The sequence below is a fragment of the Bosea sp. F3-2 genome (assembly GCF_008253865.1).
Taxonomy (GTDB): Bacteria; Pseudomonadota; Alphaproteobacteria; order Rhizobiales; family Beijerinckiaceae; genus Allobosea.
Window position 1 is genome coordinate 2,126,769 of sequence record NZ_CP042331.1, and the last position, 18,303, is coordinate 2,145,071.

Sequence of the window (18,303 nt, forward strand, 5' to 3'; positions counted from 1 at the left end):
CCTTAGGCTGCGTCGCGGCGCGCTAGGCCCGTCAGGCGCGCCTCAGATCGCGATAGTCGGCGCCGCGGTGGAACCAGTACGTGTAATCTTCGACATCACGCGCAACGACAGCGTCGTGGCTTGGTTGCCAGACAAGCGCTACGGGAGTTTGTTCGTTCAGCCGCTTTACAATTTCGAGAACTTTGCGGTTGTAGGCGGCTGGATCCACCTCAAATCGCGCCTCCTCGGCCAACTTGACGATCGTCGCATCATCCCAAGCTGAAGAATTCCATCGACCGTTGCCCATAAAGAACGTGCGGATCACGTACTCCGCATTGGGGAACCACGAGGTGGCAAACTCAAAATACATGTCGAGTTTGCGCTCGAGGATCATGGTGACGTACTGCGCTTCAGGCAGCTTCTGCACGGTGACCTCTACGCCGACCTTTGCGAGGCTCTCCTTGATTAGCGCGGCCATCGGCTCATTCAGTGGTGCTGCGCTCGCTGCGAACGAGAAGGTGGTCTTGAAGCCATTTGCGACACCAGCCTCGGCCAGAAGAGCCTTGGCCCGGTCCAAATCGGTGCGATTTGGCATGGCCTGTAGCAGGCGAGCCTCCGTTGGCTCAGTCCAGTTGGCCCCAAAAAGGCGTTCGCCCCGCTCGAAAAGCGCGACCTTGAACATCGCCTCATAAGGGAGCGCAGCAGCGATCGCCCGGCGAATCCGGACGTCGTTGAAGGGCGCCTTCTGCGTATTGAAACCAATCGCCTGAAAGGCGTTGCTGAGCGGAATGGGCAGGACACGAGCTCGCCCGCGCTGCTCAATGCCGATGATATCGCTGGTGGCCGCATCTAGGGTAAGATCGGCGTCTCCGCGCTCGACCAAGCTGGCGCGAGCCGAAACATCCGGCACCGTCTGCGCGATGATCCGTTGGAAGTGAGGCAGCGTTCCATCCTTGCCATTCTTCCATTTGTCGTTGCGCCGCAGCACAATTTGCTGCCCTGGCCGATTGCTTTCAACCGTATAAGCACCGCCCGCGGCAGTGTTGTCCTTTAGCCAGTTGATCGCCCAGGGATCGTCCGAGGTCGCGTGACGCTTGGCTAGTTTGCTGTTGAACATTGGCACGGTCGGCACGCTCACGACGGCCAGTGCCAGCCGGTCGGGTCTATCGACCGTAACCTGAACCTGGCGGTCGCCGACGATCGAGATTTGCTCCTCTTTAACGATCGAGCCGTTCGCCAACTGTGGCTTTGAGAGGCTATTAGCGGTTACTCCCCGATCCAAGGACCACTTCACGTCCTCGGCTTCGACAGGCGTGCCATCGTGCCATGTCGCGCCCTGACGAATGTGGAACGTGTAGGTGAGGCCGTCTGAAGAGCGGTCGATGCGCTCGGCCAGTTCTCCGCGGATGTTATCAAAGTCGAAAGTGTATCCACGGGCGTCCTTTTTACGCTCGAAACTCGCGAGGCGATCATAGATATTGACAGAAAGCGGCGAGCTCTCGCGAGTAGAACCCTGAAGTGTTGGGTCTAGCGAGCTAAAATGCGACCCCAGAACATGGCGCAGTGTCTCCGAACGGGATTGCGCCACGGCGGCAGTACCCGCCCCTGTCACGACCACACTGCTCGCAGTTAAGCCAGCCAAACTTTTCAGTACATCGCGACGATCGATCGTCATCTGCATTCCCCTGTTGCGTTAATCGAGGCTATAGTCGTCCTTCGGTCTCTTGCCGACGGTTCGGCTTGGCCCGCCTCTTGGCCAGTTCGTCTGCAACACGTTGCTATTCGCCAGATTCCAGAGCGGACTATTACGATCACTTTGGCCGCGTTATTCACGGCTCCCAGATTTGAACGCTCTCTCTGGCGCTTCTCTCGGCACAGACAAAAAAGGGCATCCAGGTCGCCGCGCGCCCTAAGGCCGCGCGGCGAGTTAACTCATTGTTCTTGCAACGATTTGCTTGTGAGCCTGATCGAACCTTCGGTCCTAATGAGCCGTCCTGGCTTCCGTAGAGACGATGGACTTGAGGTCGTCCGAAATTTCGACGCCGTAGACTCGGTCAGCCGTATCCTTGGAGACCAGCCCGTCGCGGACGTCCCGCAGCACCAACTCGGGATCGCGCTTATGGGGATGCCCCCAACCGCCACCAGCCGATGCTTCTATAACCAGACGAAATGGCTTCACCTGTTGAACGCCGTAGGGCGGCGAAGCAAATTCAACGCCCGTGTCGAGCTCGAAGGTTCGGATGGATCCCTTCGCCCCCCACAGGCCGCCATTCGTGCCGGCTCCGGTAGGCTTGCGGGCTCCCTCCGCGCGCAGAAGGTGTTCGCCGCCTACGAGCACGTCAGCCTCATAGTCGACGCCAGTGCCGCCACGATACTGACCCGCCCCGCCGGAATCCGAGCGCATCTGGTAACGATGAACCCGCAGCGGGTACGATTGCTCGTATGTCTCGACGTTCGGGATGAACATGCCGCCGAGCGTCATCTGATGGCTGCTCGTCGGAAAGCCATCGCGTCCCTTGACTGCTCCGCCGCCCGAGCTCCCGTGCCAGTGATAAAGAACGAACACCCCTCCGGCAGGCTTGGTCCCAGCGGAAATGCCGTAGACCGACTTGCCCCAGCCGGCGCATGCCCGGTCGGGATCGGCCTGGGCCAGAGCGCCCCAGCAGGCATTCATGATGTCGATGGCGGGGAACACCGTGTTCATGGTCATCGGCGCCGGAGGAAGCGCGTTGACGATCGTGCCCTCGGGCGCGACGATCTTGACGCAGCGATAGACGCCTTCGTTGCGCGGAATGCTCGGCTCGAGGAAGGACGACAGCGCGCAGTATACCGACGAGTGGGTGTTGGCGATTCCGCTGTTCTTGAACCCCTTGATCTGGGGAGAGGTGCCGGTGAAGTCGAAGGTGATCTGGTCGCCGGCAATAGTGACCTTCACGCGCGTTTCGATGTCGACGTCATCGAAACAGTCGGTATCGCTGATGTCGAAGGCTTCCCAGGTTCCGTCCGGAAGATCGGCGATGGCCTGCCTCATCCTCCGCTCGCCGTAATCCAGCAGCGCGGCGAGGTAGCTGTTGCCCCTGTCGATGCCATGCTGGGCGATGACCTCGGCCATTCGGGTCGCGCCAATCCGGGTCGATCCCAGCATCGCGCCCAAATCGCCCTCCATGAGGTCGGGGCAGCGCGAATTCAGGAGCAGCAGGCGCCAAAGATCGTCCCTGAGGCGGCCCTTCTCGACGATCTTGAGGACAGGCAGGCGAATGCCCTCATGGAAGATTTCCGTCGCCGCGGCGTTGTAAGTGCCGGCAGCCCCGCCGCCGATGTCCGACTGATGGGCGCGGTTACTGCAGAAGCCGACGAGCTCTCCGCCGACGAAGACTGGCCGGATAATCGTCCAGTCCGGCAGGTGATTGCCGCCGGCGACATAGGGATCGCTGAGGATGAAGACGTCCTCTTCCTCAATACGCCCTTCGAAATCCCGGAGCACGGCACGGACCGCGAAACCGCCGCTGCCGGAATGGATCGGCAGGCCGTCTGCCTGGGCGACAGTCTCGCCTTTCGCGTTGCTCATGAAGCACGAGAAGTCGTGGCTCTGGCTGAAGATCGGGCTGCGCGCCGTGCGCGTCATGATCGTACCCATCTGCAAGGTGATGTGGTCGAGCTGACGCTGCAAGATCGCGAGCAGAACGGGATCCTGGTAGGTTGTACTTGCCGTATTCATGTCATTTTCCATCCATACTGCGCCGCACTGGCTGGTTGTTCGTGGACGCCGATGGTTGATCGGTGAGAAGGCGGGTTCAGCCGGTCACGCGGCACTCATCACCAGCGCGGGCCCAGTGGAGTGCGGCGCGCTCGCGGCATGCGCGATTTCGACGTGGTAGTTGCCCGCGTCCGTGATCCTCAGCTTGTCGCCGGGCCCGACGAAGATGGTCGTCGTCGCCTCCTCGATGACTGCAGGCCCGGTAAGGTGCTGGCGCGGCGTCAGGATCGTGCCGTCGTAGACCGGCGTTTCGACGAAGCCCTTCTCCCGGTCGATCCAGACGCTGCGGTGCGAGTGCGGGACCGGCTCGGACACGGCGGGTGGGACCTTCGCAATCTCCAGCGCATCGAGCTTCCCGATCGCGGCAAGGCGAAGGTTGACGATCTCGATGGCGCCATTGTCCTGAACGTACCCGAACAGCCTCTGATAGACCTGTTCGAAGGCAGCCCGAACGGATGCCGGCTCGGTCGAAGCGCATTCGACCGGAATGGTCCATTGCTGGCCGAAGTAGCGCAGATCGTAGCCTCGCTGGACAACCGCCTTGTCGCCGGTGAAGCCTTCGCGCGTCAGAACATCCACCGCCGATTCCTGCAGCTGCCCGAACGCATGCTCCAGCAATTCAGGGCTTGAGGTGGCCTCGTCGTCGAGCCCGTGCAGCCAGCTGCGGACGTAATCGTGACGCAGGTCGGAGTTGCACATCCCGAACGCACAGAACACACCCGCCAGCCGCGGCACGTACAGGCTCGGGCTTCCCAACAGCCGAGCCGTCGAGGGGCCGTGGAGGGGGCCGGCACCGCCGGCCGCCACGAGCGTGAACGCCCGCGGATTGTAGCCCTTTTCGAGCGAGGCCTGCTCGACCGCATGCAGGATGTTTTGCTCCACGAGCTGGATGATCCCGGCGGCGGCATCCTCGATGCCGAGCCCGAGCGGCCCCGCGACATGCTGCTGAATCGCCTGCCGCGCCTTCTCGAGATCGAGGGTGATGGCACCGCCGGCGTAGGGGCCCGGCTTGAGCCGACCGAGCACGAGCTGGGCGTCGGTCACCGTCGGGCGCTCTCCGCCGCGCCCGTAGCTGGCAGGGCCGGGCATCGAACCGGCTCCCTCCGGGCCGGCATTCAGCAGGCCGGCGCCGTCAACGGAGGCGATCGTGCCTCCGCCGGCACCCACGGTGTGGATGTCGACCGCAGGGATGTTGAGATGATATCCGTCGACGACGATCTGATCGGTCATGCTGACGGCACCGCGCTGCATTAGGGTGACGTCGCAACTGGTCCCACCGACCTCGATCGAGATCAGTTGTTCGGAGCCGGTATCCTGGCCGAAGAACTTCAGCGAGCCGACGCCGGCAGCAGGGCCGGAGAGAACAAGGCTCGCCGGAGAGTGCCCGATCTCGTCGATCGAGATGGCCCCACCGTTCGACTGGATCATCAGAAGCTTGCGCGGCAGTCCGAGCGCCTTGAGACGCTCGGCGAGGCTCTCGAGATATGGCACGACGCGCGGCGCGACATAGGCATTCACCACCGTCGTCGAGGTGCGCTCATACTCGCCGATGATGGGTGCGATCTCCGACGAGATCGTCACCCAGACATTCGGGAGCAGTCTTTGCAGCTCCTCGCGAGCGGCGATCTCATGCGCCGGATTCGCGTAGGAATGCAGGAAGCAAATGGCGACGGCCGCCGCGCCTTCCTCGGCGAAGACCTTTGCCGCGGCGGCAACCGAGGCCAGGTCGAGCGGCTGCCGGACGGTCCCGTCATGTTCCATCCGCTCGGCGATCGGGAGACGCAGGTAGCGCGGCACGAGGACTTCGGGGAAGGGCTTGCGATGGTCCCAGACATTCTCGCGAATGGACCGCCGGATCTCCAGCGAGTCCCGGAAGCCTTCAGTCGTTAACAAGCCGACCTTGGCGCCCTTCTTTTCGAGCAGCGTATTGGTCGCAACCGTCGAACCGTGCACGAACAGCTCGGTTTTCGACAGGAATTCCGGAACGGCCAGCCCAATACTGCGGGCAGCGAGTTCCACGGCGGCAAGAACGCCGTCGGTGGGGTTGGATGGCACTGACGGCGATTTGTATGCTTGGACGGTCCCCCGACCATCGACGAGCACCAGATCCGTGAAGGTGCCTCCGACGTCCACTCCAATTCGAAAAGGCGCTACTAGCATCGGGTTTCCCATGATTGGTTTTCTTTTGCGGTGGGCAGTTTGAATCAGGCGGCCGCACTTGCGGGCCCGGAGACTTCCTTCGCGACGATCTCGACGAGCGTATCGGCGAGGAGGCCGATCTCCGCCGCGGTCATCGGCGTCGAGAAAGCCCCCGAGCAGTTCGGGGTGAGCAGGATGCCTTCCGCCAGCATCCCTAGGTGGATCTGGCGAAGGCGGGCGGCGTTTTCCTTGCTCGGGTAGGCGGTCCGGTAGCCGGTCACTTCCTCGGGGCCGAGATGGAGGCGGAACAGCGAGCCGATGCCGCTGATCGTGGCTTCGACGCCCTTAGCGGCAAACCCCGCGCGAACTGAGGCGCGGAAGCTGTCGCCGAAGCCGTTCAGCCGCTCCACGGCAGGCCTCGAATAATGTTCCAGCGAAGCAAGGCCCGCGGCCATGCTGAGCGGGTTGCCGCTGAACGTGCCACCCATGGAGACCTGCGGCTTGCCGCTGGCGTGGTTGAACACCGACATTCGCTCCGCCGAGCCGGAGACGGCGCCGATGGGCAGCCCCCCGCCGATAATCTTTGCAGTCGTAACGAGGTCAGGTTCGAGCCCGAAGAGAGGCGAAGCCCCCTCGTACGAGAGCCGGAAGGAGATGACCTCGTCGGCGATGAGAATGATCCCGTAGCGCCGGCACGCCTCCTGAACGACGGCTGCCACCTCTTTCGACATCGGAACGGTACCGGCGCGCGATGCGTGAGGATCGAGAATCACGGCGGCAAGAGTGGGGCCTTCCCGCCGCAGGATGTCGGCGCAACGCTGGGCATCGTCGTAAGGAAGAACGACCGTTTCCTGCAACACGGAGTCCGGCGTCCCGACATTGTAGCGCACGGATGCTGGGTCGCCGTTTTCATTGTCCCAGTTCGCCGGGGTCGGGTCGAGGCTGACTTCGATCCAGTCGTAGGCCCCGTGATAGCAGCCCTCGAACTTCGCGATCTTTTCGCGGCCGGAAAGCGCGCGAGCACCCTTCACGGCGGCGAGGACCGCCTCGGTCCCCGAGTTGCAGAATCTCGTCTGTTCCAGACGCGGGTTCCGAGCTGCCAATACCTCGGCCAGGCGAATCTCGCTTTCCGTTGGCATGCCGAACGCCGTTCCCTTCGACATTGCGTCGCGGACGGCATCGAGCACCGGAGGAAAGGCGTGGCCGTGGATCAGCGAAAAGAAGTTGTTCGCGCAATCGAGAATGCGGCGGCCGTCAATGTCGACGACCCAGCACCCCTCGCCTTTTGCGGCATAGGGCGGGTGGGGCTTGAACCACGATGCAGCACGCATCGAGCCGCCCGGGACGACTTTAGCCTCCCGGCGATAGGCCGCCTCCGAGAGCGACACCGTACCCGCCGCTTCCGTGTTGCTGTTGTGTCCTTTGCCTGGGGCAGTCATCGCCGTCTCCGAAAATGCAGATGGCGACACTGAACGATATGATCCCATACAATGTCAACAGGATCATTTGATCCAGAGCATCGTTTATGGCATCAGGATCGACGATCCTGGAATTTTTGCACCTGGCTGGAACCGGCCCACACTTGCGACAGGCCGCGCCCGGTCCAGGAAGGAACGAATCCCGGAATCCCGTCTGCCTGATGGCCTCTGGACCGCAGCAGCAAGCAAACAGAAGGTGTGCCAATGACAGCGACCAATGTGTGGAATCATCTGCGATGCCTGTAACGGACGCCCTCACCCGCCACCTCAAAGCACGGCACAAATTCTCCGTCGTCGACCGGCTTGAGTGCCTTGGATCACCTGCTTCAGACCGCAGCTTTGACGTTTTCAATCCTTCCACGGGAGAGCTCCTGGCCCGACTTCCCGATATGGGTAGAGAAGCAACCAAAGCCGCGATCGATAAAGCCCATGCGGCGCAGTCAGAATGGGCTGCATTGACGGCGCGCGACCGAAGCGATGCACTCTGGCGCTGGCATCAGCTGATTGTACAACACACCGATGACCTTTCCGCCATTCTGACAGCAGAAATGGGAAAGCCACTCGCGGAAGCGCGATCGGAAATTTCGCATGCCGCGGCCTACTTGCAGTGGTATGCCGAGGAGGCCAATCGCATTTATGGGGAAACCATTTCGGCGCCGTCTACTGACCGTCGCATGCTGGTGATCAAGCAACCGATCGGAGTAGTCGGCACCATCACACCTTGGAATTTTCCCGCATCAATGGTCGCCCGCAAGATATCGCCGGCGTTGGCCGCAGGTTGTACAATTGTGCTAAAGCCGGCTGAGCAGACCCCTCTCGTAGCGGGGGCAATGTTCTTGTTAGCCGAGGAAGCTGGTTTTCCCCGTGGCGTTGTAAATCTGATCTACGCGGCGGAAGGCAACGACGTCGGCCTTGAACTCTGCACGAACCCGAAGGTCCGCAAGATCAGCTTCACTGGATCCACTGAGGTTGGGCGCCTGCTCATGAGACAATGCGCCGAGCAGATCAAGAAATTGGGTCTGGAGCTGGGAGGCAACGCTCCGTTCATCGTCTTTGACGACGCGGATGTCGACGCAGCCGTCGATGGTGCGATTCAAGCCAAATTTCGAAATGCCGGCCAGACCTGTGTTTCCGCCAACCGCATTTATGTGCAGACAAAGGTGCATGAAGAGTTCGTGGAGAAATTTGTCACCCGCGTCCGGAAACTCGCGGTTGGTGACGGCTTCAGCTCGCATGCAGCCATTGGTCCGCTCATCGATAGCAACGCGATGAAAAAGGTCGAGGCGCATATCGCCGACGCTCTGGCAAAGGGCGGTGTCGTCCAATGCGGCGGCCAAAGACTAAAGAATGGAGCAACGTTTTTCGAGCCAACCGTCCTGACCAACACATCTTCCAATATGCGCATTGCGCACGAAGAAATCTTTGGCCCTGTTGCGCCCATCATATGCTTCGAAGATGCCGACCAAGTCATTCGCGAAGCAAATGACACCATTTACGGTCTAGCTGCCTATTTCTATGCCTCCAACTTAAAGCGCGTTTGGCGTGTGTCTGAAGCGCTTGAATACGGCATGGTTGGCATCAATACCGGCCGAATGTCATCGGAAGCCGCGCCATTCGGTGGCATCAAGCAATCTGGCATTGGCCGCGAAGGCTCCCGACATGGGTTGGATGACTACTTGGAGATGAAGTATATTTGTATGGGAGGAATTTGAACCTTATTGAGCCAACGCGTTTCATGCAACGCCGATGGATCAACTTTCGATCTGGCGTTTCCACGACCGTATCCTCCCCTGGAAAGCCATTCTCGCGCATGCAGCCGATGACAGGGGTTCATCCGGGCAACCCCGGCGGCCGGGCGGCGCGCGCGAGCCCGGACACCTGACGACGGATACGCCCAAGGGGCCTGTCCTTCAGGCTTCCGGTGCCCCGGTGCGCCGCGCCAGCAGCGCGAGCAGCAAGTGCCGGTCAGAAATGCTCGCTCGCGAGGCTTCATGCTGCCTTCCCGCCAGGTATCCGACAGCTAGGAGCAAGAAGAGCACGATCGCGGACGAGAGGTCGATGCTCGAACCGGCTGGAGCAATCGCCGGAATCGGTCGAGGAGCTCCGCCAATCACGAGCACCGATGCGATCACGATGACTGCGGCCGCGAGAACCAGGATGTTCAGCCAGGAGACCCAAGATGCCGAAACCGAGGCATCGGGGAGACCGGGTGAGGTCTCCGGACGTAGGCGACGATCAGGGGGCACAGCAGCCGCGCTGACAGGTTGTGCGGCTATTCGGTTCCGGTCAGAGATTCTCTCCCCCGCTGATCGAGGTGCTGCGTCGTCGGGGGCGATTTCCTCGGCGAAGCGCTTGAAGAAGGCATCGGACATCTTGCGCGCAGTCGCGTCTATGAGGCGGCCGCCCAACTGGGACAGCTTTCCACCGATCTGAGCCGATACGGAATAACGCAAGATCGTCGCATCACCATCGGCCACCAGGCCGACCTCCGCCGACCCTTTCGCAAAGCCCGCGACGCCTCCTTGCCCTTCGCCCGTGATACGGTAGCCGTTCGGCGGATCGAGGTCGGACAATGTCACCGCACCCTGGAATCTTGCCGAAACGGGGCCGACCTTTATGACAGCGACCGCCGTCATCTCCGTGTCAGAGTGTTTATCGAGTTCCTGGCAGCCGGGAATGCATTTCCGCAGGATTTCAGGATCGTTCAACGCGGCCCAAACCACGTCGCGCGGGGCTTCGATACGTTGTTCACCGGACATATCCATGGCGTTTCTCCCAGTGCTCTAGTTGGCCTGCCCGATGCCGCCGAGGCAGACGTATTTGATTTCGAGATAGTCCTCGATGCCGTATTTCGAGCCTTCGCGACCGAGCCCTGATGACTTGACGCCGCCGAAGGGGGCGACCTCGGTCGAGACCAGCCCTTCATTGGCGCCGACGATGCCGGCCTCCAGCGCATCAGCCACACGCATCACGCGGCCGATGTCGCGGCTGTAGAAGTAGGCGGCCAGGCCGAACTCGCTGTCGTTCGCCATGGCGATCGCCTCAGCTTCGGTTTCAAAGCGGATCAGCGGTGCGAGCGGCCCGAACGTCTCTTCATGGAAGGCCAGTGCGGACGGCGGGACGTCGACGAGCACGGTCGGCTCGAAGAAGTTGCCGCCAAGATCGTGCCGCTTCCCGCCGACCACCACTCGCGCACCTTTGGCCAGCGCGTCGCGGACGTGTTCGTCGACCTTGTCGACGGCGGCGGCATTAATGAGCGGCCCCTGCGTCACACCCTCGTTCATGCCGTCGCCAACCTTGAGCTGACCAACGGCCTGCGCGAGCTTCTCCGCAAAGCGATCATAAACCCCGGCCTGCACCAGGAAGCGGTTTGCGCAAACGCAGGTCTGACCGGTGTTGCGATATTTCGAGGCCATCGCACCTTTTACCGCCTCGTCAAGATCGGCGTCGTCGAAGACGATGAAGGGGGCGTTGCCACCCAGCTCCATGCTCGTCTTCTTCACCGTCGGTGCGCATTGCGACAACAGGATCGAGCCCACCCGAGTGGAGCCGGTAAAGGAGAGCTTACGGATCAACGGATTCGCGCACAGCTCCTTGCCACATTCGGAGGACGGGCCCGTCACGATGTTGCAGACTCCGGGAGGAAGGCCGGCTCGTTCGGCGAGAACGCCGAGCGCCAGCGCCGAGAACGGAGTCTCGCTCGCCGGGCGAATAACGCCCGTGCAGCCGGCAGCCCAGCCAGGCCCCGCCTTGCGCGTAATCATCGCCGCCGGAAAGTTCCAGGGCGTGATCGCCGCGAAGACGCCGATCGGCTCCTTCTGGACGATTATTCGGCGCCCCGCGACCGGAGCAGGGATCGTATCACCATAAACCCGCTTGGCCTCTTCGCCGAACCACTCGATGAACGAAGCCGCGTAGACGATTTCGCCTTTCGCCTCTGCGAACGGCTTTCCCTGCTCAGCCGTCATGATGCGAGCCAGATCATCCTGGTTTTCCAGCATGAGCTCGAACAGTCGACGAAGGATCGCGGCCCGTTCCTTGCCGGTCTTGGCTTTCCACGCTGGCTGCGCCTCATGTGCGGCCGCAACCGCTTTTGCGACCTCTTCCCGCCGCAGCGACGGGACATGACCAATGACCGTTCCTGTCGCTGGATTCATCACCGCGATCACGTCGCGTCCAACAGTGCCGATCCACTCGCCACCGACAAGGTTTGCTTCGAGGAACAGGCCGGGATCATCGAGGGATTCCCGTAGCCCTTTGCTAGGCGCAGCCTTCATTTGCACGTCCTCCTGTCGCACCGGGCTGGGCCTGGGTTCTCACCTCGAAGCGCCGAGTGCCTTGACATCTCCTAACACAGTCTAATAATGCAAGTCACTAGGAGGAAACGATGGCTGAGCCACAAAACGCAGCCCTGAAGGCGGGGTCCGATCGGCCCGCCCGCGGGCGCCGGCAGGATTATGTGTTGTCGCGGCTTATTCCGACGCGCTGGATGGACAACGACGTCTACGGCCATGTGAACAACGTCGTTTACTACTCATTCTTCGATACGGCGGTGAACGCGGAGCTGATCGAGCGCGCGCTGCTCGATCCCGCTTCAAGCGACGTGATTGGCCTCGTCGCCGAGACCGGCTGCCGCTACCACGCATCGCTCTCCTTCCCCGACAAGGTCACCGCGATGCTGCGTGTCGCCCATCTCGGCCGCTCCAGCGTCCACTACGAGATCGGCCTGTTCGGGAGCAGCGAGGATCTCGCCGCGGCCGAAGGGCACTTCGTCCACGTCTATGTCGACAGCCAGACCCGGCGACCCACCGCACTGCCTGAGGCACTGCGCAACTTCCTCGAAACTCTGCGGACCGAACGCACATGACGATCATCGACGGCATCGACCTGTCGCGTGAAGGAGCGATCGCAACCGTCACGCTGAACCACCCGGCGCGGAAGAACGCTGTCACCTTCGCGATGTGGCAGGCGCTCGCTGATATTTTTGCAGAGTTCGGACGAGACCAGACCTTGCGAGGCGTCATCCTCACGGGGGCGGGCTCGACCTTCTCGGCTGGCGCGGATATTGGCGACTTCGAGCAGACCCGAGCTTCGACCGAGCAGGGAATTGCCTACGAGGTCGCGGTCGACGCCGCCTGCGATGCGATAGCTGCCCTGGGCAGGCCGGTCGTCGCAGCCATTCAGGGGCATTGCTACGGCGGCGCCTGCAATCTCGCCATGGCCTGCGATTTTCGCATCATCTCCGCCGACGCCCGGATGGCCATCCCTGCTGCCAAGCTTTCCATCGTCTATGGCGTGAAGGGCACGGCTCGACTGCTCGGACTGGTCGGTCTCGCGGAAGCGAAGCGCATCTTCTTCTCGGCGCAACCCTTCAATGCTGCCCACGCCCTGCGGGTCGGCTTCGCGCAAGGGATCGCCGAAGACCCGCTCGCAGGCGCAAAGGCGCTTCTGGAGGATTTCTCGGATTTGGCCCCGCTCTCGATCGCCGGAGCCAAGGCCATTCTGAACGGTCTCGCCATGACGGATCAGCCGTTCGACGCCCAGGGCGCAGATGCACATATCCTGCGCGCCCTGAACAGTGCCGACTATGCGGAAGGTCGCGCCGCTTTCGCACAAAAGCGCCCACCGCGGTTTCAAGGGGTCTGACGTGAAACCCGCCGCATTCGACTATGTCAGGGCCGAAAGCGTCGCGCATGCCGCCGAAGTGCTTGCCGGCGCAGGCGGTGACGGCAAGGTGATCGCCGGCGGGCAAAGCCTGATGCCGATGGTGAACTTTCGCCTCGTGAAGCCGTCGGTGCTGGTGGACATCAACGCGATCGCGGGCCTCGACCGGGTGGAGCTGGACGGCTCGCGCCTTCGCATCGGGGCTCTGGTGCGGCATTTCACGACCGCGCGCGACTCCGTCATCGCGCGACATGCTCCCATCGTGACCGAGGCGATGAAGCATGTCGCGCATCTCACCGTGCGCAATCGCGGCACGTTCTGCGGCAGCGTCTGCCATGCGGATCCGGCCGCCGAAATGCCGATGATGACCGTGCTGCTGGACGGGCAGATCCATGCTGTCTCGGCTCGGGGACCGCGGATCGTACCGATCAGCGAGTTCTTCGCTGGCTCGCTCGTCACGTCACTGGAGCCCGACGAGGTCGTCACCGCCATCGATCTCGCGACAACGCCGCGGGACACGGGATACGGCTTCCACGAATTCGCCAGGCGTCATGGCGACTATGCGCTGGCGGCTGTAGCAGTCCTGATGAGGCTTGAGGACGGCAAGGCGCGCGATATCCGCATCGCGGTGATGGGCGTTGGCGAGATGCCGAGCCGCGTTCCAACCGCAGAAGAGGTCATCGAAGGCAACGAGCTCTCCGAACCGATGATCATGCGGGCCGTCGAGAGCTTGCGCGCTGCCATATCACCGAACAGCGATCTGAACGCTTCGGCCGACTACCGGCGTCATCTTGCGGGAGCGCTCGCCGGTCGCGCGATCCGCGATGCTTGGTCGCGCGCCAGGGAGGCCGTGCTGCCATGACGATCGTCAAGCGCGAGATTTCCATCACCGTCAACGGGCTGCTGCATGCTGTGTCGGTCGAGGCTCGCATGCTGCTCAGCGACATGCTTCGCCACGAGCTCGGCCTGACGGGAACCCATGTCGGCTGCGAGCATGGCGTCTGCGGCGCCTGTACGATCCTCCTGAACGGGCGCAGCGCTCGCTCTTGCCTGACGCTCGCCGTCCAGGCCGACGGAGCTGAGATCGAAACGGTCGAGGGACAAGGAACGGCCGAAGCTCTTGGCCGCGTCCAGCAGGCCTTCCGCGATCACCACGGCCTGCAGTGCGGCTTCTGCACGCCCGGCTTCGTCATGACGATCACCGACATCCTGAGGAACCACGAGCTGTCGGGTGACGACGAGATTCGCGAGGCTCTGTCGGGAAACATCTGCCGCTGCACCGGCTACGAGCACATCGTCGACGCAGTGCGCGCGTTGATCCGTGAAAAGGATACCAGGCCATGAAGCTTCACTTCCTTTCGGGCGGGCGACTGCGCATGCGCCGTTCGATCTACCAGCCGGACGCCGCCAAGGACGAAACGATCGAGCTGCCGGTTTCCTGCGCGTTGATCCGTCATCAGCAAGGCAACGTGCTTTTCGACACGGGGTGCAATCCGCAAGCCGCGACGGACCCTGAAGGGCGTTGGGGCGGCCTGGCCAGGATCATGACGCCGATCTTTGACGCCAATGACACGGTCGTACCGCAACTTGCCCAGCTCGGTCTCCGGCCAGACGACATCGACATGGTCGTTTGCTCCCATCTCCACCCGGACCACTGCGGCTGCAACGAGGCCTTCCGCCACGCGAAGATCATGTGCCATGCCGCCGAGCTCGAAACGGCCACGGCCGAGGGAGCTGACAAGCAAGGCTATCTCCCGAAGGAGTGGGATCAGCCAAACGGCTTCACCACCTTTGACCAGCAGCATGACCTTTTCGGCGATGGCCGCATTGTCCTCGTTCCGCTTCCCGGCCACACCCCGGGAACGACGGGGGCTCTTGTGCAGCTCGACCGAGACGGCCGCTTCCTGCTCGCCGCCGATGCGGCTCCGATGCGTGCTTCGCTCGACGGCATATTGGCGAAGAATAACTGGAATCAGGAGCTGGCAGCGGCCTCTGCTGCTGAAATCAGAAGCCTCGAAGCGGAAGGCGCCACCGTGATCTTCGGTCACGACGACGCGCAATGGACAGCGCTGCGCAAAGGCCGGGACTTCTACGAATGAGCCAGGTCGATGCCTCGGTCGAGCTCAGGCCCAAGCTCGTCGGCGCGCGCATCAAGCGGACCGAGGACCCGCGCCTGCTGTCCGGCAACGGGCGCTATGTCGATGACATAACGCCAAAGGGCTTACTGCACGTCGCCCTGCGCCGCAGCGACCAGCCGCATGCCACGATCCGGTCGATCGATCTTGGCGACGTGTTCGACGTCCCGGGCGTCGTCGCCGTCTTCGATGCCACCGATCTGGAAGCCGACTTGCTGCCGGCGATCCCGACCTCGAAGATGAAGAACTACTATGCGACCCCGATCTGGCCGCTCGCCCGCGGCAAGGTCCGCTATGTCGGGGAGCCCGTCATCGCGGTCGTGGCCGACAGCCGCTACGCGGCGGAGGACGCCCTCGAACGCATCGTCATCGAATACGAGCCACTGCCGTTTGCGATCCGGCAGGTTGACGCCGTCGCGCCGGATGCGCCGCTCCTTCACGAAGAAGCTGGGACGAACGTCATCATCTCCCGCGAGTTTGAGCGAGGCGAGGTCGACGAGGTCTTTGCCCAGGCGCCCGTCACGGTTCGCGCGCGCTTCCGGATGACGCGGAAGACGGCGATGGCGATGGAAACGCGCTCCTATCTCGCGGAATGGGATCGCCGCAAACAGGCCCTGACCCTCCATTCCTCAACCAATATCCCGGGCATCATCCGCGACGTCCTGTCAGGGTGCCTCGACTTGCCGGGCAACCGCATGCGCGTTGTCGCTCCCGATGTCGGCGGCAGCTTCGGCGGCAAGGGATCGCTCTATCACGAAGAGCTCCTGGTCTGCGTGCTCGCACGCAAGCTCGACCGGCCAGTCAAATACGTCAGCGATCGACTCGAGGACCTGACGGCAACGAGCCAGGCTTTCGACGAATTGATGGATGCCGAACTCGCCGTTGACGAAGAAGGCCATCTGCTGGGTCTGCGCGCCGACGTCATCGGCGATATCGGCGCCTATTCGATCTATCCGTGGACCGGTGCGCTTGAACCGGTCCAGGTCGTCAGCTTCCTGCCGGGCCCATATCGCATGGCGGCCTATCGCGGCCGGATACGCGGAGTCCTGACCCCAAAACCGCCGACCGGCCCCTATCGCGGCGTCGGCCGTCCAGCCTCGACCTTCGCCATGGAGCGCCTGGTCGATATGGCTGCGCGCAAGCTCGGGCTCGATCCGGCCGAGATGCGACGACGCAATCTCGTCAACGCCGAAGAATTCCCCTACCGCACCGGCTCCGGAATCATCTGGGATCGCTCGGCCTTTCAGGAATGCCTGCAAGCTGCCTGCGATTACGCCGACTACCCCGCCTTGGTCCGTGAGCGGGATGAGGCTCGCCGCCAGGGACGATGGGTCGGCCTCGGTTTCGCCAGTTACGCCGAATTGACCGGCATCGGTTCACGCATCGCAGTGGCTCCCGGCATGCCGATCAATACCGGCGTCGAGACCGCCAAGATCACCATCGACGCAACCGGGGCGATCACCGCGGATTTCGGCATCTCCTCGCACGGCCAAGGCCTCGAAACGACGCTGGCGCAGGTCATTGCCGACGAGCTTGGCTGTCGCATGGAGGATGTGGAGGTTCGCCACGGCGATTCCGCGCTCGTTCCGATGGGTACCGGAACCTATGCCAGCCGTTCCGCCGTCCTCGCCGGCGGCGCCGCGACGAAATCCTCGCATGTCGTCAAGGCGAAGGTGTTCAAGGCTGCGGCGCACCTGATGGACGTCCCAGTCGAGGACCTCGAGGCATCTCAGGGCATTGTGAGGTCGCGCTCATCCAACCGTTCGCTCACCTTCAAGGAGATCGCCCACGCGGTGTACGCCCAGATGGGGCGCATCCCGCATGATCAGCGCGAGGACCTCGTCGCAACGGAGAGCTACGACCCGTATTTCGGGACCGCGTGCTCGTCGACGCATCTCGCGATGGTCGAGATCGACCCGGAGACATTCGGCGTCACGGTGAAGCGCTTCGTCGTCGCCGAGGATTGCGGCCGGATCATCAACCCGATGATCGTCGACGGTCAGGTCCACGGTGCCGTCGCCCAGGGCATTGGCGCCGCGCTGCTCGAAGAGGTCGTGCATGACGACGACGGCCAGTGCGTCACTGCCAGCCTGGCCGACTATCTCGTCCCGGTTGCGTCAGTCATTCCGCCGATCGGCATCGTCCATGTCGAAGCTGAATTGCCCAATACGATCGGTGGCTTCCGGGGCATGGGCGAAGGCGGGACCATCGGAGCTCCGGCTGCCATCGCCAACGCCGTATCCGACGCCCTCTCACCATTAGGCATCGAAATCGACACGCTGCCCGTCACGCCCGATCGGATCTTCCGGTTGGTCGAGGCGGCGCAGGCCAGGAACTCCAACCAAGGGACCACGACATGAACCTCTCTCTCGCAGGCAAGACCGCGCTCGTCACCGGCGCCGGCCGAGATGTCGGCAAGGCAATTGCCCTGGAACTCGCCGCACAGGGCGCTGCTGTCGCCATCAACTACCAGTCGAGCGCGGATGCCGCCGAGAAGGTCGCCGCGGAGATCGTCGCAGCCGGTGGCAGGGCGATCGCGTGCGGTGCGGACATTGCCGACTTCGCCGACACCAGGGCCATGGTTGATCGCGTCGTGTCGGAGCTCGGCGGTATCGAGATCGTTGTGAACAATGCGGGCCTCGCCCAGCGCGCCCGCTTCCTGGAGACCACGCCCGAGCAGTGGAAGCGCCATATCGATGTCGGCCTGCTCGGCACCGTGAACACCTCGCAGGCAGCCTTGCCGCACATGGTCCAGGCCGGTAAGGGCGGCCGCATCATCTCGCTTGGCGGAGATTCTTCCCGTGTCGGCGAGGCCAACCTGTCGATGGCAGCCGCCTCGCGAGCCGGCACGATCGCGTTGATCAAGTCCCTCGCGCGCGAGTTCGGCCGCTACGACATCACCTGCAACGCGGTGACGTTGGGCATGATCCAATCCGCACATTCGGATCCGGCATGGCTGGCCGAGAACCTGCCCAAGATGGTCAAGAATTATCCACTGAAGCGGATCGGCCAGCCTGCGGATGTCGCGCCGATGGTGGCCTTCCTTGCCTCCGCCGACGCCGCCTGGATCACCGGTCAGACCATCAGCATCAACGGCGGCTTCGCGATGCTCTGACGCATAGCCGCGTCGAAAGATAAGTCCTGGGGAGGA

14 protein-coding genes are annotated in these 18,303 nt (G+C 62.7%); 8 read left to right on the forward strand and 6 right to left on the reverse strand.

What is annotated here, in order from left to right; translation table 11 throughout:
• Window positions 1-31: 31 nt before the first annotated feature.
• The 4 genes from FQV39_RS09925 to FQV39_RS09940 form a co-directional block, all read right to left on the reverse strand.
• Complete coding sequence (locus FQV39_RS09925; protein WP_210251192.1) at window positions 32-1,654, reverse strand: ABC transporter substrate-binding protein; 1,623 nt, start codon at window positions 1,652-1,654, stop codon at window positions 32-34.
• 306 nt (window positions 1,655-1,960) lie between these two features.
• On the reverse strand, window positions 1,961-3,709 hold the full coding sequence (locus FQV39_RS09930) for a hydantoinase B/oxoprolinase family protein (protein ID WP_248313308.1): 1,749 nt from the start codon (window positions 3,707-3,709) through the stop codon (window positions 1,961-1,963).
• A 72-nt stretch (window positions 3,710-3,781) separates the two neighbouring features.
• A complete protein-coding gene (locus FQV39_RS09935) occupies window positions 3,782-5,908 on the reverse strand; it encodes a hydantoinase/oxoprolinase family protein (protein WP_349238586.1) in 2,127 nt (708 codons plus the stop codon).
• Window positions 5,909-5,940: 32 nt separating this feature from the next.
• On the reverse strand, window positions 5,941-7,314 hold the full coding sequence (locus FQV39_RS09940; RefSeq protein WP_149130144.1) for an aspartate aminotransferase family protein: 1,374 nt from the start codon (window positions 7,312-7,314) through the stop codon (window positions 5,941-5,943).
• 275 nt (window positions 7,315-7,589) lie between these two features.
• Here FQV39_RS09940 and FQV39_RS09945 point away from each other — a divergent pair, with 275 nt between their 5' ends.
• Window positions 7,590-9,065, forward strand: a complete 1,476-nt coding sequence (locus tag FQV39_RS09945) for an NAD-dependent succinate-semialdehyde dehydrogenase (RefSeq protein WP_149130145.1) — start codon at window positions 7,590-7,592, stop codon at window positions 9,063-9,065.
• Between the two features lie 198 nt (window positions 9,066-9,263).
• On the opposite strand, the gene FQV39_RS09950 is transcribed toward FQV39_RS09945, so the two are convergent.
• Window positions 9,264-10,118, reverse strand: coding sequence for an SRPBCC family protein (locus FQV39_RS09950; protein WP_149130146.1), 855 nt, complete (start codon window positions 10,116-10,118; stop codon window positions 9,264-9,266).
• Between the two features lie 18 nt (window positions 10,119-10,136).
• Window positions 10,137-11,630, reverse strand: a complete 1,494-nt coding sequence (locus FQV39_RS09955) for an NAD-dependent succinate-semialdehyde dehydrogenase (protein ID WP_149130147.1) — start codon at window positions 11,628-11,630, stop codon at window positions 10,137-10,139.
• Window positions 11,631-11,740: 110 nt separating this feature from the next.
• Between FQV39_RS09955 and FQV39_RS09960 the strand changes: the two genes are divergently transcribed.
• From FQV39_RS09960 to FQV39_RS09990, 7 genes are read left to right on the forward strand one after another with little or no spacing between them, the layout of a single operon-like run.
• A complete protein-coding gene (locus FQV39_RS09960; protein ID WP_149130148.1) occupies window positions 11,741-12,220 on the forward strand; it encodes an acyl-CoA thioesterase in 480 nt (159 codons plus the stop codon).
• A complete protein-coding gene (locus tag FQV39_RS09965; protein ID WP_149130149.1) occupies window positions 12,217-12,999 on the forward strand; it encodes an enoyl-CoA hydratase/isomerase family protein in 783 nt (260 codons plus the stop codon). The genes FQV39_RS09960 and FQV39_RS09965 overlap by 4 nt, the downstream gene beginning before the upstream one ends.
• Window position 13,000: 1 nt before the next feature.
• A complete protein-coding gene (locus FQV39_RS09970; RefSeq protein ID WP_149130150.1) occupies window positions 13,001-13,879 on the forward strand; it encodes an FAD binding domain-containing protein in 879 nt (292 codons plus the stop codon).
• Entirely contained in the window at window positions 13,876-14,361 is a 486-nt protein-coding gene (locus FQV39_RS09975; RefSeq protein WP_149130151.1) for a (2Fe-2S)-binding protein, read from the forward strand. Before FQV39_RS09970 ends, FQV39_RS09975 begins: the two co-directional genes overlap by 4 nt.
• Window positions 14,358-15,116, forward strand: coding sequence for an N-acyl homoserine lactonase family protein (locus FQV39_RS09980; RefSeq protein WP_149130152.1), 759 nt, complete (start codon window positions 14,358-14,360; stop codon window positions 15,114-15,116). Before FQV39_RS09975 ends, FQV39_RS09980 begins: the two co-directional genes overlap by 4 nt.
• Window positions 15,113-17,512, forward strand: a complete 2,400-nt coding sequence (locus FQV39_RS09985) for a xanthine dehydrogenase family protein molybdopterin-binding subunit (protein ID WP_149130153.1) — start codon at window positions 15,113-15,115, stop codon at window positions 17,510-17,512. Before FQV39_RS09980 ends, FQV39_RS09985 begins: the two co-directional genes overlap by 4 nt.
• Window positions 17,509-18,267, forward strand: coding sequence for an SDR family NAD(P)-dependent oxidoreductase (locus FQV39_RS09990; protein WP_149130154.1), 759 nt, complete (start codon window positions 17,509-17,511; stop codon window positions 18,265-18,267). The genes FQV39_RS09985 and FQV39_RS09990 overlap by 4 nt, the downstream gene beginning before the upstream one ends.
• The last annotated feature ends 36 nt before the right edge of the window (window positions 18,268-18,303 follow it).

What these genes read in the sequence shown, in the direction of transcription:
- FQV39_RS09925 (WP_210251192.1), bottom strand. Translation starts at nt 1,654, where the DNA reads ATGACGATCGATCGTCGCGATGTACTGAAAAGTTTGGCTGGCTTAACT.
- FQV39_RS09930 (WP_248313308.1), bottom strand. Translation starts at nt 3,709, where the DNA reads ATGGAAAATGACATGAATACGGCAAGTACAACCTACCAGGATCCCGTT.
- FQV39_RS09935 (WP_349238586.1), bottom strand. Translation starts at nt 5,908, where the DNA reads ATGGGAAACCCGATGCTAGTAGCGCCTTTTCGAATTGGAGTGGACGTC.
- FQV39_RS09940 (WP_149130144.1), bottom strand. Translation starts at nt 7,314, where the DNA reads ATGACTGCCCCAGGCAAAGGACACAACAGCAACACGGAAGCGGCGGGT.
- FQV39_RS09945 (WP_149130145.1), top strand. Translation starts at nt 7,590, where the DNA reads ATGCCTGTAACGGACGCCCTCACCCGCCACCTCAAAGCACGGCACAAA.
- FQV39_RS09950 (WP_149130146.1), bottom strand. Translation starts at nt 10,118, where the DNA reads ATGGATATGTCCGGTGAACAACGTATCGAAGCCCCGCGCGACGTGGTT.
- FQV39_RS09955 (WP_149130147.1), bottom strand. Translation starts at nt 11,630, where the DNA reads ATGAAGGCTGCGCCTAGCAAAGGGCTACGGGAATCCCTCGATGATCCC.
- FQV39_RS09960 (WP_149130148.1), top strand. Translation starts at nt 11,741, where the DNA reads ATGGCTGAGCCACAAAACGCAGCCCTGAAGGCGGGGTCCGATCGGCCC.
- FQV39_RS09965 (WP_149130149.1), top strand. Translation starts at nt 12,217, where the DNA reads ATGACGATCATCGACGGCATCGACCTGTCGCGTGAAGGAGCGATCGCA.
- FQV39_RS09975 (WP_149130151.1), top strand. Translation starts at nt 13,876, where the DNA reads ATGACGATCGTCAAGCGCGAGATTTCCATCACCGTCAACGGGCTGCTG.
- FQV39_RS09980 (WP_149130152.1), top strand. Translation starts at nt 14,358, where the DNA reads ATGAAGCTTCACTTCCTTTCGGGCGGGCGACTGCGCATGCGCCGTTCG.
- FQV39_RS09985 (WP_149130153.1), top strand. Translation starts at nt 15,113, where the DNA reads ATGAGCCAGGTCGATGCCTCGGTCGAGCTCAGGCCCAAGCTCGTCGGC.
- FQV39_RS09990 (WP_149130154.1), top strand. Translation starts at nt 17,509, where the DNA reads ATGAACCTCTCTCTCGCAGGCAAGACCGCGCTCGTCACCGGCGCCGGC.